Origin of the sequence: Sulfitobacter sp. UBA1132 (assembly GCF_002311545.1) — a bacterium.
GTDB lineage: Bacteria > Pseudomonadota > Alphaproteobacteria > Rhodobacterales > Rhodobacteraceae > Sulfitobacter > Sulfitobacter pontiacus.
Genome location: NZ_DCAN01000010.1, coordinates 1 through 14,257 on the forward strand (window position 1 = coordinate 1; position 14,257 = coordinate 14,257).

The 14,257-nt window shown below is 57.3% G+C and carries 16 protein-coding genes and 1 pseudogene; 14 read left to right on the plus strand and 3 right to left on the minus strand.

Annotation, left to right across the window (positions count from 1 at the left end; all coding sequences use genetic code 11):
• Both B4F27_RS06665 and B4F27_RS06670 read left to right on the plus strand, forming a co-directional pair.
• Window positions 1-313 (plus strand): annotated as a pseudogene (locus B4F27_RS06665) (IS3 family transposase); the annotation flags it as partial.
• A gap of 335 nt (window positions 314-648) precedes the next feature.
• Entirely contained in the window at window positions 649-1,446 is a 798-nt protein-coding gene (locus tag B4F27_RS06670; protein ID WP_286759222.1) for a tyrosine-type recombinase/integrase, read from the plus strand.
• Between the two features lie 89 nt (window positions 1,447-1,535).
• Here the strand turns inward: B4F27_RS06670 and B4F27_RS06675 are convergent, their stop codons facing one another.
• Window positions 1,536-2,171: a super-infection exclusion protein B gene (locus B4F27_RS06675; protein ID WP_286759223.1), complete on the minus strand. Its 636-nt coding sequence runs from the start codon at window positions 2,169-2,171 to the stop codon at window positions 1,536-1,538.
• Window positions 2,172-2,383: 212 nt separating this feature from the next.
• Here B4F27_RS06675 and B4F27_RS06680 point away from each other — a divergent pair, with 212 nt between their 5' ends.
• The 4 genes from B4F27_RS06680 to B4F27_RS06695 all read left to right on the plus strand — a co-directional run bounded on the left by B4F27_RS06680 (window position 2,384) and on the right by B4F27_RS06695 (window position 5,144).
• Entirely contained in the window at window positions 2,384-3,868 is a 1,485-nt protein-coding gene (locus B4F27_RS06680) for a hypothetical protein (protein ID WP_286759224.1), read from the plus strand.
• On the plus strand, window positions 3,861-4,175 hold the full coding sequence (locus tag B4F27_RS06685) for a hypothetical protein (protein ID WP_286759225.1): 315 nt from the start codon (window positions 3,861-3,863) through the stop codon (window positions 4,173-4,175). The genes B4F27_RS06680 and B4F27_RS06685 overlap by 8 nt, the downstream gene beginning before the upstream one ends.
• Before the next feature lie 8 nt (window positions 4,176-4,183).
• Window positions 4,184-4,816, plus strand: coding sequence for a hypothetical protein (locus B4F27_RS06690; RefSeq protein WP_286759226.1), 633 nt, complete (start codon window positions 4,184-4,186; stop codon window positions 4,814-4,816).
• A gap of 196 nt (window positions 4,817-5,012) precedes the next feature.
• A complete protein-coding gene (locus B4F27_RS06695) occupies window positions 5,013-5,144 on the plus strand; it encodes a hypothetical protein (protein ID WP_286759227.1) in 132 nt (43 codons plus the stop codon).
• 487 nt (window positions 5,145-5,631) lie between these two features.
• On the opposite strand, the gene ychF is transcribed toward B4F27_RS06695, so the two are convergent.
• Window positions 5,632-6,729: a redox-regulated ATPase YchF gene (ychF, locus tag B4F27_RS06700; RefSeq protein WP_005851601.1), complete on the minus strand. Its 1,098-nt coding sequence runs from the start codon at window positions 6,727-6,729 to the stop codon at window positions 5,632-5,634.
• A 59-nt stretch (window positions 6,730-6,788) separates the two neighbouring features.
• Window positions 6,789-6,980 (minus strand): hypothetical protein, encoded by a 192-nt coding sequence (locus B4F27_RS06705; RefSeq protein ID WP_005851599.1) that lies wholly within the window; start codon window positions 6,978-6,980, stop codon window positions 6,789-6,791.
• Between the two features lie 177 nt (window positions 6,981-7,157).
• On the opposite strand from B4F27_RS06705, the gene trpA reads away from it, so the two are divergent.
• The 8 genes from trpA (at window position 7,158) to B4F27_RS06745 (ending at window position 14,221) form a co-directional block, all read left to right on the plus strand.
• Entirely contained in the window at window positions 7,158-7,949 is a 792-nt protein-coding gene (trpA, locus tag B4F27_RS06710) for a tryptophan synthase subunit alpha (RefSeq protein ID WP_286759228.1), read from the plus strand.
• A 97-nt stretch (window positions 7,950-8,046) separates the two neighbouring features.
• On the plus strand, window positions 8,047-9,213 hold the full coding sequence (locus B4F27_RS06715; protein WP_009826077.1) for an alpha-hydroxy acid oxidase: 1,167 nt from the start codon (window positions 8,047-8,049) through the stop codon (window positions 9,211-9,213).
• 226 nt (window positions 9,214-9,439) lie between these two features.
• A complete protein-coding gene (locus B4F27_RS06720) occupies window positions 9,440-10,087 on the plus strand; it encodes a 50S ribosomal protein L25/general stress protein Ctc (RefSeq protein WP_005851594.1) in 648 nt (215 codons plus the stop codon).
• A gap of 152 nt (window positions 10,088-10,239) precedes the next feature.
• A complete protein-coding gene (gene pth / locus B4F27_RS06725; protein ID WP_286759229.1) occupies window positions 10,240-10,971 on the plus strand; it encodes an aminoacyl-tRNA hydrolase in 732 nt (243 codons plus the stop codon).
• On the plus strand, window positions 10,968-12,002 hold the full coding sequence (locus tag B4F27_RS06730) for a DUF2332 domain-containing protein (RefSeq protein WP_286759230.1): 1,035 nt from the start codon (window positions 10,968-10,970) through the stop codon (window positions 12,000-12,002). Before pth ends, B4F27_RS06730 begins: the two co-directional genes overlap by 4 nt.
• Before the next feature lie 67 nt (window positions 12,003-12,069).
• A complete protein-coding gene (locus B4F27_RS06735; RefSeq protein WP_286759231.1) occupies window positions 12,070-13,242 on the plus strand; it encodes a serine hydrolase domain-containing protein in 1,173 nt (390 codons plus the stop codon).
• Entirely contained in the window at window positions 13,239-13,628 is a 390-nt protein-coding gene (locus B4F27_RS06740; RefSeq protein ID WP_005851586.1) for a DUF2237 family protein, read from the plus strand. The genes B4F27_RS06735 and B4F27_RS06740 overlap by 4 nt, the downstream gene beginning before the upstream one ends.
• The gene (locus tag B4F27_RS06745) at window positions 13,628-14,221 is read left to right on the plus strand and encodes a DUF4893 domain-containing protein (protein WP_286759232.1); all 594 of its coding nucleotides are present in this window, start codon (window positions 13,628-13,630) and stop codon (window positions 14,219-14,221) included. The genes B4F27_RS06740 and B4F27_RS06745 overlap by 1 nt, the downstream gene beginning before the upstream one ends.
• Window positions 14,222-14,257 lie beyond the last annotated feature (36 nt).

Sequence of the window (14,257 nt, forward strand, 5' to 3'; positions counted from 1 at the left end):
GCGACGACCGGTTGAATCCGCCCAGTTAACTTTCAAGGAGTGGCAATCATTCCTCGGCAAACACCATTTAGATGCCAGTATGAGCCGCCGTGGCAATTGTTATGACGACTCCGTCGCAGAGAGCTTCTTCCAGCTATTGAAACGGGAGACGATCGGGCGGCGTACATACGTCACCTGAAACGCGGCAAGGCAGGACGTGTTCGATTCCATCGAGGTGTTTAACAACCCGACACGCAATCACGCAAACAATGCCATGCTGTCGCCAGTTGACTATGAAACAGAACAGAAGAAAATTATCGAGGCAGCCGTTTAGGAAACTAGGGGCACATCATATCGCCCGGCAGCATTGCTTGCCGCCCTGACAGAAGAGAGAACGCAATGCCGCTCAAGAAATTCAGACGAAACGGAAAAGGAAACTACTACATCCGCGGCACCGTTCAATGACAGCGCATTTACGAAAGCACTGGCACAAGCATCGCAGCGCAAGCAGACGCGATCCGGATCAGGCGCGAGGCAGAGATCCTCGAGCGTGGTGCGTATGGCAAAGCCCAAACCCTAACCTTTGCCGAAGCTGCACTGGCCTACATGAAGGCCGGCGGCGAGGCTCGATTTCTCTTGCCTATCTTAAATTATTTTGGGCCAGACACAATGCTCGCCCAAATTGACAATGCCGCGATGAATGCGGCGGCATCAAAACTCTATCCAACCTCTGCAAACTCGACCATCAACCGCCAGCTAATCACACCAGTTTCGGCCGTGATCAACATGGCTGCAGAAGAAGGCTTAGCGACGCCCCGCAAACTAAAGCGGCGCAAAGGCGATAACATCCGCACCCGATGGCTGACCCCCGAGGAAGCCGAGGCACTGATCTCGGCCGCTGCACCTCACATCCTGCCCGCGATCGGCTTCATGCTTGGGGGCGGCTGCAGAAGCGCAGAGGCGCTCACAGTCCAGATGCGGCATTTCTACCCCGCCACCGGCGAGGCATGGCTACCAGACACAAAGAACGGCCGGCCGCGCATGATCCAGCTCCCCGATCGCGCACTCGAGCTAGTGCGCGCGCAGCCCCTGCCAAATGATGGCCCAATTTGCCGAACGCCACGGGGCAAAGCCTATGTGATGCGCTCCAATGGCGGCGGCCAGATCTCGGGCGCGTTCACCAATGCGTGCGAAGCGGCCGGCCTAGATCCGAAAGAAGTCACGCCCCATGTATTGCGCCACACATGGGCAACATGGTTTTATGCGCAGACAAAAGATTTCGGCGGACTGCTCGACCTCGGAGGATGGCAAAAGGCGGATATGGCCCAGCGCTATCGCAAGATCGCACCGGCGGACTTGGCCAGTCGGCTACGCCGCAGAGGTTGGGATTTCACTACATTTGGAATTGGATCAGCGACCGATGAAAAGCATCAAATAAAACCACCTAAGCTATACATCGCCAATTAGATAGCACCACCAAAACTAATCATTTTGGCTAGTAACTAATCATTTCCCCCGTGCACGGTCATTCGAAACCATGTTGAGCTTTCAACATGCTACTTTTTTTGTTTTGATCGTCTCAGCGATGCTGGATGTTTTTGGGGTAAGATGCCCAACAACATATCAAAATCATATTTCATGCGCTCAATACGCAAAAATTGTTGCACATCCTCTATGTCAAACTCTTCCATACCGAGCATTAGCTGCCAAGCCTCGGGGTTTATTTCAAAGCTAGAGACGTTGGAGTGCGCATACATACTCGAATAACTTCTTCGAATAATGTTGCCTCGGATGAGTGAAATTGCGACCGGGCTGTCAGGGTTTAGATGCAATGCCCGATCAGTCTTTGCGATAGCTATTGAGACTACCAAAAGCTCCCAGATGCCCAAACGTAATAGAACGCGTTTAGTCGCTCTTCGCCGACGGATCGCAACAAGATTTACCGCTGTTGGCATGCCCAATTTTTGCCAAACATATGTCAACAAATTCAAAGTTAGAGCCACGGAGAATGCACTCAATGACAGTATAAAAAACAAGAAAAGACTTGGTGCGACCCAGGTAGGCAAACCCTCGGCGAGATCAGGTTCCCGCGACAGAAATAATCGGGCTGCCCCAGTGGATATCGAAACGATTGCCAAAACTCGAAGGTCAGATTTTATGAATGCAAGCAAATGCTTAAAGGCTTCACCCAATCTATTCACTCCCGCCCTAGCTAAGTTTCGTACTGTATGGGCAAAAATGGGGGCCTCGTATAGTAGAGGCTAACTGAAAGATTGTCTCATGTAGACGACCGACACCTATCCCAGCTCTAGACAACCCCAAGCATAACCGCAATAAACTCACACCGTTAAGTTGTGGATGCAGCCGTGCACTCCGAGACGAATTTATAAGCAGAGTGCGTTTCTTGTCCAATATTACAGAATTATTGAACTATATTCAAAGTCGATCTGATCCGGACACCCCCAAAGGGAAGGAGCAGCGCCTGACCAAACAGAAGATGGCCCAAGAGCGCAAACGCATAGCGAAAGATTGGCTTATCGCAGGACTACAGGGCAATGCCAAACAACGTTCTAAACGCGCACTAAACGCAGTGGTCCGCAAACGGCTAAAGCCATATAGCAAGCGACCGAAAATATCACGTGACCAGCGGGTTTTACTCATGCGCGGTCCACGTAGCTCAGTAATATTGGATCGCTTGTACCCTGAGCGAACTAAGCCAAATGGATGGACAAAATTAAGAGATCGTGCCGACTCAAGCGACGTAACGCTTTCTCTAGAAAATTTTTCTCTACTAGATGATCCGGAAAGGACCCTAGCAAACCTACGGCTCATAGCCACAGAGGAAGCAAAGTCAGTTGGTGTCAAAATTAACTTCGAAGACAATTATTGCCTCGACGTTTCACCATTTATGTTGCTGATGGAATTCTGGCAGCACATGATCCCAGTTTTTGAAGGGGGTAAAATGAACAAGCCCCTGCAAAAAGTACTTTTCGGCTTAGGAATCCCGCAAGCCATGGGGATAAGTGTGAACGCCGTAACAGACCTCGAGGACGTTTGGGCTTTCCCCCTATGCCGACGGCGAACGGCCGGATCCACGGTTTCCAAAGCATCCTTTACCGATGTCCAAAGACGCGAAGTTGCGAATGACGAATTCTGCATGTCCGTAGATGAGTGGTTGCATGAAGTAGGAATGGAACTATCCGAAAATGGCACCGCCTGGATAAAGAACATTCTGGGGGAGCTGTTAGAAAACGCGGAGAGGCATAGCGATGGTACTCGCATGGATGGTACATGGTCGGTATCTGGCTGTATGGTCCGGCGAAAGGTCGAGGCAACAAACGAGTGGCGACTGCAAGTCTACATAGGCATCGTAAATTTGGGCGATACCTTTTCAGAAAGCCTGTTACGTGCGACACAAGATACGCGCGATTTGCTTGATCGGTACATCGCCCGAATGAAAAAAATTGGAGCTCCACAGTCCACAGAAACGCTTCGAACTCTAGCCGCGCTCCAAGACACCATAACCTGTGTCGCTAGCGCTGAAAAAGAAGATAGGGGAGGTTATGGCCTCCAAGAGATGATAGACTTGGTGAACATCTTGGGCGCAACATCTGATTCGAGCCGTCTCCCGCGCATCACAATTGTGTCAGGGAAATCGTGCATTCAGCTGCGTCACCCCTATATACAGGGTGTAAGAGAAGGTGGAGACGATAAACCTAGGGTATTGTGGTGCAATGAAAGCAACGATAATAATAGTGCGCCCGATACAGAATATGTTTACGATCTGAGTACAGACTTACCGGGTACTGCAATCAGCATCGGGTTTGAACTCGATGATAGCTACTATGCCCAAGTGATGGGTGGTGGAAAGAATGATGCCAATGATTAATTTGATCACTTTGACCGACGATGGACGTGTGCGAAACCTGACAGGTCATGAGCGTGGCCTTGCTGCTCGCGACATGTTTAAGCTGTCGAAGCTGGATGACGGTTCTGAGGTCGTTGAGGTACATGTTCCGGACGACGTCGACGCCATTACAGTATCGTTTTTCCAAGGCATGTTCGCTGAATCTGTCAAAAAGGCCGGGCAAAACTTTCTTGAAAAGTACCACTTCCATGCCTCTCCGAGCGTAATGGAGCAAGTCATGCGCGGCGTTGAACGTGTACGTACAGTTCGCGGATCTGTGCTAGGGTAATAGTTGGTTTGAGCGAGACATCGGAAGCGGCGGTATCCGCTATTCAAACGGACTGGAGGCTTTGGTTGCTCGCATTTGCAGCGATCGTAAACCTCATATTTACTTGCATAAACTATCGCCACTCTAAAAATGTGGCGATCGATGCAAAAGATAACCGAGACAAGATTCAGGCACTAGACGCGCGCCACAAAAAGCGTGTGATAAGGTTAGAAGAGTTCCGGACCTTGGTTAGAGACCCAGTGCGTTCTACGCTTTCAGATATTCAACGATTAGCTAAGAGCTTTGCAGCTCTTGCTAACACACACATACCTCTAGATGAGCATCGCGACGATCTTCGTAGGTTAAACTCGGAAACCGCCTCTGCCTTGGGTTCAGTTTATGACTCCCTAGCCGATGCGAACAATAGTCAGTTCGCCGATGGCACTGATTGGGCAGATGGCATCGAAGATGCCCAAGATCATATTTTAGCTCAACTAAATACAGCCTTGGATGAAAAGAAGCCGCAGATTAAAAGGCTCTCAGCAGTATCGATCATAGCGAAAGAAATGCACACGCTGCGGAGCAATGTAAATTCCCGTCTCGAAACCGCACTTCATACTTTTGCAGACGATGTAGAATTCGTGCGGACCGATGTTAAGTAGTGGAAGTGGCACGCATCCTTGATTGGTCAAAACAAGGCAAGTAGAAAAATATACGCACAATAGTACCAAAGACAGCGGGCATATCGAATATGCTAGGCTGGCACATATTAACACGATTCTTTCAAACTCAGGAAATACCATAGGAAATTTCCACGTCGATCACCGGCTGATCTGGCGAAACGCGCAGGATAGGATTGTGCGCGAGGAGACGTTTGCCAGCTTTGCGCTTGGCAAGCCGGAATTTGACAAGGCGGCCGAGAACGTCGAACCGGGCATGCTTTTGACATTCCAGCACGGCGCGCGGATCATCTTTCGCGCGCAAGGCTAGGGTCGGGATCCAACGGCAAAAAGCCCCGATCCGGAAAGGATGCGGGGCTTTTTTGCGTTTTAGGCTGGCATTGGGGAGATTTGGGGGGCGAAACCGTGCAACTGTCGGGCACCCGTGCAAAATCCGTGCAAGCGTGATTTTAAAACGCGCTAAGGTGTTGATTTGTAAGTGGTATTGCCGGATCCGCTCGACCCTTAGCAGGGGAGCGCCTTCGACCACTCGGCCACGTCTCCGTCGACGCGTATATCCAAGAAAACGCATGGGGCACAAGCGATAATCTCAGAAAATACCGGGAATGTCGGGATCGCGGGGATAGCGGAGGATATCGGGGGCGGGATACGGCTTGCGGCGCTATGCGCGCGGCGCTGGCCGGGGGCATTCGTGGGTCGAGGGGGGAGGCGAGCAGAGAAGTGGCGCGATGGCAGCGGGAGGTGCCGCTCACGCGCCAGATCGGCGGGCCGCCTGGAAAGCGGCCCGCCGGATTGGATCAGGTGTTGAACAGGAAGTGCAGCACGTCGCCGTCTTTGACGGTGTAGCTTTTGCCCTCGGCGCGCATCTTGCCGGCTTCCTTGGCGGGGCCTTCACCGCCCAAGGCCACGAAATCGTCATAGGCGATGGTTTCGGCGCGGATGAAGCCTTTTTCAAAATCACCGTGGATCACGCCAGCGGCTTTCGGCGCAGAGGTGCCAGCCTTGATCGTCCAGGCGCGGGCCTCTTTCGGGCCGACGGTGAAGTATGTCTCAAGGTGCAGCAGCTCGTAGCCCGCGCGGATCAACCGATCAAGCCCGGCTTCCTCTAGCCCCATCTCGTCCAGGAACATGCTGGCCTCTTCGGGCTCCAGCTGGCTGATTTCCTCCTCGATCTGGGCAGAGATCACGACGTGGCTATTGCCCTGCGCCGCAGCCATTTCCGCGACTTTGGCAGAAAGGGCATTGCCCTCGGCCGCTTCGGATTCACCGACGTTGCAGACATAGAGCACGGGCTTGGTCGTCAGCAATTGCAGCATGCGCCAGGCTTTTGCGTCATCCGCGTCAACCTCGACGGTGCGCGCGGGCTTGCCGTTCTCGATCGCCTCTTGCGCGGCGGCTAGCAGGCGATCTTGCTGCGCTGCGTCTTTATCGTTGCCCTTGATCTTGCGGACCAGACCGGCGCGGCGTTTTTCGATGCTTTCCAGATCGGCAAGCATAAGTTCTGTATCGATGGTCTCGGCGTCGGCCACGGGGTCCACGCGCCCTTCGACGTGGGTCACATCGCCGTCTTCGAAGCAGCGCAGCACATGGGCGATCGCGTCCGTCTCGCGGATATTGGCCAGGAACTGGTTGCCGAGGCCTTCGCCTTTGGATGCGCCTTTGACCAAGCCTGCGATATCCACAAAGGTCATCCGCGTCGGGATAATCTGCTTGGAGCCCGCAATCGCCGCGAGCTTATCCAGCCGCGAATCCGGCACCGCGACTTCACCGACGTTCGGTTCGATTGTGCAGAACGGAAAATTGGCCGCCTGCGCTGCCGCTGTTTTGGTCAGCGCGTTGAAGAGGGTCGACTTGCCGACATTCGGCAGACCCACGATTCCCATCTTAAAGCCCATGACAAGCATCCTTTATAAGTTGGCGTTGTCCTAGGGTTTTGGCCGCCTTTGCGCAAGTCTTAGCGCAGGCGTCGGTCCTCGTGCGTCTGGTAAATCAGGATCCATGCGAGCACGATGAACATCGGATGGGTCAACCCGCCCGAAAAGATCACGGCCGGGATCCAGATCAGGAAGACGATAATCGCCGTGAAGATCCGTCCTGTCAGCAGGATGGAAAGCGGCGGCAACAGCAGGGCGAGTACATAATTCATGCGATAAATGTAGGCACCGGCGGCGGGATTTAAAGGACTATGTGATGCACACCTGCATAAATCCAACGCCCTTGGCACCTGTTTTTCGGAAAATCGCCCAAGCCCACCGGCGGAGTTGGATTGATTTCCCGTGATATATTCGGCATTGCAGCAGGGTAACGTAAAAAGGCCGCCCTCATGACACGTATCGACGCCAAATTCGCTGACCTCAAATCCCAAGGCAAGAAAGCCTTTGTCGCCTATGTGATGGCAGGCGATCCCGACTTTGACACGTCGCTTGAGGTGGTGCGCGGCCTGCCTGGCGCGGGCGTCGATATTATTGAACTGGGGCTGCCGTTTACCGATCCGATGGCCGATGGCTCTGCCATTCAGTTGGCGGGGCAGCGCGCGCTTGAAGGCGGGATGACGCTGGACAAGACGCTGGCGCTTGCCGCGGCGTTCCGCGAACAGGATGACACGACGCCGATCGTGCTGATGGGCTATTACAACCCAATCTATTCCAAAGGCGTGGATACATTCCTTGAGGCGGCCAAGAAGGCCGGCGTGGACGGATTGATCGTCGTGGACCTGCCACCGGAAGAAGACCCAGAACTCTGCCTGCCCGCGCAAGCTGCCGGTATGAACTTCATCCGCCTTGCGACCCCTACGACCGATGACAAACGCCTGCCGCGGGTTGTGCAGAACACCTCGGGCTTTGTGTATTACGTGTCGATCACCGGCATCACCGGCTCTGCCGAAGCGGATGCGGGCGATGTCGCCCCCGAGGTTGAGCGCATCCAGAAGGCCAGCGGCCTGCCCGTGATTGTCGGGTTCGGCGTGAACACTCCCGCCAAGGCCGAAGCCATTGCAGGCGTTGCTGATGGGGTTGTTGTCGGCTCTGCCATTGTCTCCAAAATTGCGGACGGGTTGCCTGTCGAAGACGTGCTAACCTTTGTCAAAACCTTGTCGGATGGTGCGCATCGGGCATAAGTGCCCTGCCCGCCACCCGATGTCGTGGCGTAAAGCAATTGATTTCAACGGGCCGTATTGGTTAGATCATCTGACCAATACATAGGAACTTGCCACCATGCCCGTGATCACCACCATCGACGACCTCAAGCGCCTGCATGAACGCCGCGTGCCGCGGATGTTCTATGACTACGCGGAATCGGGCAGCTGGACAGAGCAGACCTTTCGCGAGAACACGACCGATTTTGAACAGATCCGCCTGCGCCAGCGCGTCGCCGTGGATATGAGCGGGCGCAGCACCAAGACGCAGATGATCGGGCAGGATGTGGCGATGCCTGTGGCGCTGGCCCCAGTCGGGCTGACCGGCATGCAGCACGCCGACGGAGAGATCAAAGCTGCCCGCGCCGCCGAAGCCTTTGGCGTGCCCTTCACCCTGTCGACCATGTCCATCAATTCAATCGAGGATGTGGCAGAGGCGACGACGAAACCCTTCTGGTTCCAGCTATATACCATGCGCGACGAAGACTACGTTGCCCGCCTGATCCAGCGCGCCAAGGATGCCAAATGCTCGGCCCTTGTCATCACGCTTGATCTGCAAATCCTCGGCCAGCGCCACAAGGATCTGAAGAACGGCCTCTCTGCCCCGCCTAAGCTGACCGCCAAAACGCTCGCCAATCTGGCAACCAAATGGAGCTGGGGTATCGGCATGATGGGGGCCAAGCGGCGCAGCTTTGGCAATATCGTGGGCCATGTGCACGGCGTCGACGACACCGCCAACCTCGGCGCATGGACGGCAGAGCAATTCGACCCCACCCTCGACTGGGGCAAGATCGCCAAGCTGAAAGAGCAATGGGGCGGCAAGGTCATCCTCAAGGGTATTCTTGACGCCGACGATGCGCGGATGGCGCTGAAAGTCGGGGCGGATGCGATCATCGTCAGCAACCACGGCGGGCGCCAGCTGGACGGGGCGATCAGCTCTATCCGGGCGCTGCCGTCGATCCTGGAGGCCGTGGGCGACCAGATCGAAGTCCATCTGGACAGTGGAATCAGGTCCGGTCAGGACGTGCTCAAGGCGATGGCGATGGGGGCCAAAGGCACCTATATCGGGCGCGCCTTCATCTACGGGCTTGGTGCGATGGGTCAGGCCGGGGTTACCTCGGCGCTGGAGGTCATCCACAAGGAGCTCGACCTGTCCATGGCGCTTTGCGGTGAAACCTCTGTTGCGGGTTTGGGCAAGCATAACCTGCTTATTCCAAAAGGTTTTGAAGGCGACTGGCAGCCCTGACCCTGCGCCTTCTTCGCATGATACGCCCGCCTTGGCTGATATGTCAGGGCGGGCGAAAACCCTGCGCGCAGCCCCTGCCCCGCCCCGCATAGGTCGCAAACCAAGGCCAACTTGCGCAAAAGCGGCGTTTTAGTCTTTCCCAAACGCCCAAACCCGTCTATACGCGCGGCTTCACGCGGACATACAGCCTTGGAGGATGTCCGCCCTAAACATATTGGAGATTACAATGGCTGGAGAGATTCCTGATCTTGAAGCTTTCGAACGCACGGGGACAGGCAAGGGCGCCGCTCGTCAGGCACGCCGCGATGGCATGGTTCCTGGTATCGTATTCGGTGGTGACCTTGATCCGCTGCCGATCAACCTGGACTTTAACAAGCTGCTGACCAAACTGCGCGCAGGCCGCTTCAAGGCGACCCTGTTCAACCTCAAGGTTGAAGGCCAAGAAGACGTCCGCGTCATCTGCCGCGACGTTCAGCGTCACGTTGTTAAAGACCTGCCAACGCACGTCGACCTGATGCGTTTGAAGCGCACCACCAAAATCAACCTCTTCATCCAGGTTGAAGTCGAAGGCGAAGAAGTCAGCCCCGGCCTGAAAAAAGGTGGCGTTCTGACGCTGGTTCGTCCCGAAGTCGAACTGGTTGTGACCGCAGGCGATATCCCTGATCACATCACAATCGACGTTTCCGAACTGGAAATCGGCGACAGCCTCACCATCTCGAGCGTGAAGCTGCCAAACGGCACCAAGCCGGTCATCGACCGTGACTTCGTGATCGCGCAGATTTCCGCGCCTTCCGGTCTGGCCAGCCAGGACGATGATGAAGACGAAGATGTTGCAGCAGACGAAGTGCCCGCAACAGAAGTCAAAGAAGACTGATACCGATATATCCGTCGCGCCTGCGGGCGCGGATGGGTCGAGACGGGGTCGCCATGGGCGGCCCCGTTTTTCGTTGGGGCGTTATTTCGTTTGGCCCCGCGGTCTGCTATCCTTGGCCAAACAAACGTTTTTATCCAATTGAAGAGGTCCGCATGAAACTGATCGTAGGGCTTGGCAATCCGGGTGCCAAATACGCGGGCAACCGGCATAACATCGGCTTTATGGCGCTGGACCGCATCGCGCAGGACCACGGCTTTGCCGGATGGAAGACCAAGCACAACGGGCTAACGGTCGAAGGGCGTTTTGGCGCGGACCGCGTTGTATTGCTCAAGCCCGAGACATTCATGAACAACTCTGGTCAGTCGGTGCAATCGGCCATGCGGTTTCACAAGCTTGAACCGGCAGATGTGATCGTTTTGCACGACGAAATCGACCTCGCCCCCGGCAAGGTAAAATGCAAGACCGGCGGCGGGCATGCGGGGCACAATGGCTTGCGGTCGATCCATGCGCATATCGGTCCCGACTATGACCGTGTGCGCCTTGGCGTAGGCCATCCGGGGCATAAGGACGCCGTACCGGGCTATGTCCTGCGCGACTTTGCCAAGGCAGAGCAGGCGTGGCTGGACGACGTATTGCGCGGGATCAGCGACGGTGCTGCGGACCTGGCGCGCGGCGATACGGCCAAGTTCATGAACGCCGTGGCCCTGCGTGTTGCCCCGCCACGATCCGGCACGGGCACCAAGAAACCCGCGGGCACTGCGGCCAAAGCTCAAGCCGCTGCGCCAAAGCCCGCGCAGCCGGCCCCAACGCCGCCCAAGGCAGAGCCTGCCCCCCAGACCGACGATCGTAGCGCCATGCAAAAACTGTTGGACCGGTTCAAGTGACACTGCAAGCCGCCTTTGAAGAGCAAGCCGGGCATTGCATCGCACTTGGGTCTCCCTTCATGGGGCAGTTGATGGGCGTGCTGGCACGGGACTGGCCCGCCGACACAGCCCTTGGCCGTAAATTTGCGGCGTTCAAAGGGGATATCGGCCCGTCGGGCGCGTCCCTTCCCCTGCGCATCGCGGGCGGGCTGCATGCGCTGGTGCTGAAACGCAAAGCGCCTGCGCTGATGGCCGTTTACCCCCCGCACAAGGCGAGCGACCAAGCCCTGTCAGAGGCCGTGCGCGACGCGATCACCACGCATGAAGCCTTCTTGCTTGATTGGACCGACAGCGCACCGCAAACCAACGAGGTCCGCCGCTCTGCCGCGTTGATCGCCGGGGCCCGCGTCGCGGCGCAGCATTTCAACCTGCCGATCCGCCTGTCCGAACTTGGGGCCAGCGGTGGGCTCAACCTGATGTGGGACCACTTCGTGCTCGAGATCGAGGGGCATCGCTTCGGGTCGAACATGTCCACGATCCTGCTGTCGCCTGACTGGACCGGCAAACTGCCACCGGCGATCAACCCGCAGGTCGAAAAACGTCGCGGCGTTGATCTGAACCCGCTGGACCCGACGCGGCCCGACCACCTGTTGCGGCTGATGTCCTATATCTGGGCGGACCAACCCGAACGCCTGACACTGACGCGGACCGCGGCCTCTGTCATGACGGCGCAGGTGCAACGCGGCGATGCGATTGACTGGCTGGCCCGCACCCTGCCCCAATCCCCCGAAGGGTGCCTGCACCTGATCCAGCACACCGTCGCGTGGCAGTATTTCCCCAAAGCGGCACAGGCCCGTGGCAAGGCGTTGATCGAGGCTGCTGGCAAACGCGCCACGCGCAACCGCCCGCTGGCATGGCTGTCGATGGAGCAGGACGGATCGGGCCTCAAGGGGGCAGCGCTGACGCTCAGGCTCTGGCCCGGTGACATCACCCTGCCCTTGGCGCGGGTCGATTTCCACGGTCGCTGGATCGATTGGACCTACACCGGCTGACGCCAAGTTTATCTGGCACCACCGCAGCCTTCGTGCTTGGGTATCCCCGCATATCAGGGAGGATTTCATGCGCACATTCGGGAAATGGCTGGGCCGTATTTTACTGGCTCTAGTGGTGGCTGTGGTCGTTGTCGGCCTGTGGAAGCGCGAAGAGATCACGCGGCTGCTGGCGGTGAACTCGCTCTTTGCCGAAGACAAGATCGTGCATAACTTCAGCCATATGGACGACGCCTTCCTGTCCAAGCCTCTGTCGCGCGGTGATGGCCCCACGGCAGAGCTGTCTTATGGACCCGAATACGCCCCCTCGGCCCCGGTCAACGACTGGATCGAAGCGCGGGATGTGACCGCCTTGGTGGTGCTGAAAGACGGTCAGATTGTCTATGAGAACTACTTTAAAGGCACCCAGCCCGATGATCTGCGGATCAGCTGGTCTGTCGCCAAAAGCTACCTTTCCGCGCTTGTGGGTATCCTACTGGACGAAGGGGCGATTGCATCGCTTGACGACCCCGTCACGACCTATGCGCCCAAGCTGAAAGGCACCGCCTATGACGGGGCGACGCTGCGCAACGTGCTTAACATGGCCAGCGGGGTTACCTTTGACGAAGATTACCTCGACCCGGATTCCGACATCAACAAGATGGGCCGCGCCCTCGCCCTTGGCGGAGAGCTGGACGATTTCACTGCAAGCCTGAAAGATACTTTCACCACGCCCGGCAGCCAGTGGCAGTATGTGTCGATCGACACCCATGTCATCGGCATGGTCGTTCGGGGGGCAACAGGCCGGTCCGTCACCGATCTTTTGTCGGAAAAGATCATCACCCCCATGGGTCTTGAGCACGCGCCCTATTACGTGACTGACGGCGCGGGTGTCGCCTTTGTCTTGGGCGGGTTGAACCTGACGACCCGCGATTACGCGCGCATGGGGCAGATGTTCCTGCAAAACGGTCGCTACAACGGTCAGCAGATTGTACCGGCAGACTGGGTCGCCGCCTCTACCGCGCCATCGGCCCCGACGGCAGAGGGGCAGATCGGCTATGGCTATCAGTGGTGGATTCCCCAAGGCGCGACAGAGGGTGAATTCATGGCCCGCGGTGTGTATGGTCAGTATATCTACATCAACCGCGCTGACGGGGTGGTGATCGCGACCAATGCCGCCGACCGCAAGTTCCGCGAGACCGGGGTCAGCGATCAGAACATCGCCATCTTCCGCCAGATCAGCGCAGCCTTGGGGGGCACATGACACCTGACGAAAGCATCAATATCCTTGGCGGCCCGCTGGCCGTCTGTGGCAGCGACCCCGTCACGGGCTTTTTCCGCGACGGGTCGTGCAACACCTGTGCCGCCGATCAGGGCAGCCACACGGTCTGCGCGATCATGACGGCCGAGTTTCTGGCCTATTCCAAATATGTCGGCAATGACCTCAGCACACCGCGCCCCGAATTCGGCTTTGCCGGACTGTCGGCGGGCGATCCGTGGTGTCTTTGTGCGGGGCGTTTCTTGCAAGCGGCGGACGAGGGCTGCGCGCCAAAGGTGCATCTTGAGGCAACCCATCAGCGCGCCTTGGATATCGTGCCGCTGAATATCCTGCAGGCCCATGCCCTGCGCCCGAACGGCGGGGCAGACTGATGCTGCGCCTGACCGCTGCCCTGACTGCTGTCTTGACCGCAGTGCTCTGCGCCGCCCCTGCCATCGCCCAAGACGCCCTGCGCCCGCAAGAGCAGCTCCGCCTCGACCGGTTCGAGGCCACGGCGGGCGATGCCCTGCTGCAAGCGTTCCAAAGCGGCAGCGCGGATGACTTGACCGCCCTGTCGCGCGCCTTGTCCGGCACGCCGCAAGTTGCCTTTGACGAGGGGCTGGCCGGCGATTGGTCCTGCCGCACGATGAAACTGGGCGGGCTGCCCGCGCTGGTGGTCTATAGCCCGTTCAAATGCCGCCTGACCTTTCAGGGCAACGGGTATCTGTTTGAAAAGCTCAGCGGGTCGCAGCGCACCACGGGGGTCATCACGCTGCGAGACGGGCGCGCGGTCTATGCTGGCGTCGGCTATGTCGCCGGAGAGGTGCCGCCCGCTTACGACGCCCTGCCACCCGGTTTTGCCGGAGATGGCACCCTGCAGCCCGATGTCGCGGTGTTCGAACGTGTCAGCAACCAGCGGGCGCGGCTGATGTTTCCTGCGCCGGTGGTCGAAAGCGACTTTGATATCCTAGAGCTGACCCGATAGGGCCAGCGCCAAAAGAAAAGGGGGCGATGCGCCGCC

Coding starts and splice junctions, on each gene's coding strand:
- pth (WP_286759229.1), top strand. CDS start 10,240: ATGAAACTGATCGTAGGGCTTGGCAATCCGGGTGCCAAATACGCGGGC.
- B4F27_RS06735 (WP_286759231.1), top strand. CDS start 12,070: ATGCGCACATTCGGGAAATGGCTGGGCCGTATTTTACTGGCTCTAGTG.
- B4F27_RS06720 (WP_005851594.1), top strand. CDS start 9,440: ATGGCTGGAGAGATTCCTGATCTTGAAGCTTTCGAACGCACGGGGACA.
- B4F27_RS06745 (WP_286759232.1), top strand. CDS start 13,628: ATGCTGCGCCTGACCGCTGCCCTGACTGCTGTCTTGACCGCAGTGCTC.
- B4F27_RS06715 (WP_009826077.1), top strand. CDS start 8,047: ATGCCCGTGATCACCACCATCGACGACCTCAAGCGCCTGCATGAACGC.
- trpA (WP_286759228.1), top strand. CDS start 7,158: ATGACACGTATCGACGCCAAATTCGCTGACCTCAAATCCCAAGGCAAG.
- B4F27_RS06685 (WP_286759225.1), top strand. CDS start 3,861: ATGATTAATTTGATCACTTTGACCGACGATGGACGTGTGCGAAACCTG.
- B4F27_RS06740 (WP_005851586.1), top strand. CDS start 13,239: ATGACACCTGACGAAAGCATCAATATCCTTGGCGGCCCGCTGGCCGTC.
- B4F27_RS06670 (WP_286759222.1), top strand. CDS start 649: ATGCTCGCCCAAATTGACAATGCCGCGATGAATGCGGCGGCATCAAAA.
- B4F27_RS06705 (WP_005851599.1), bottom strand. CDS start 6,980: ATGAATTATGTACTCGCCCTGCTGTTGCCGCCGCTTTCCATCCTGCTG.
- ychF (WP_005851601.1), bottom strand. CDS start 6,729: ATGGGCTTTAAGATGGGAATCGTGGGTCTGCCGAATGTCGGCAAGTCG.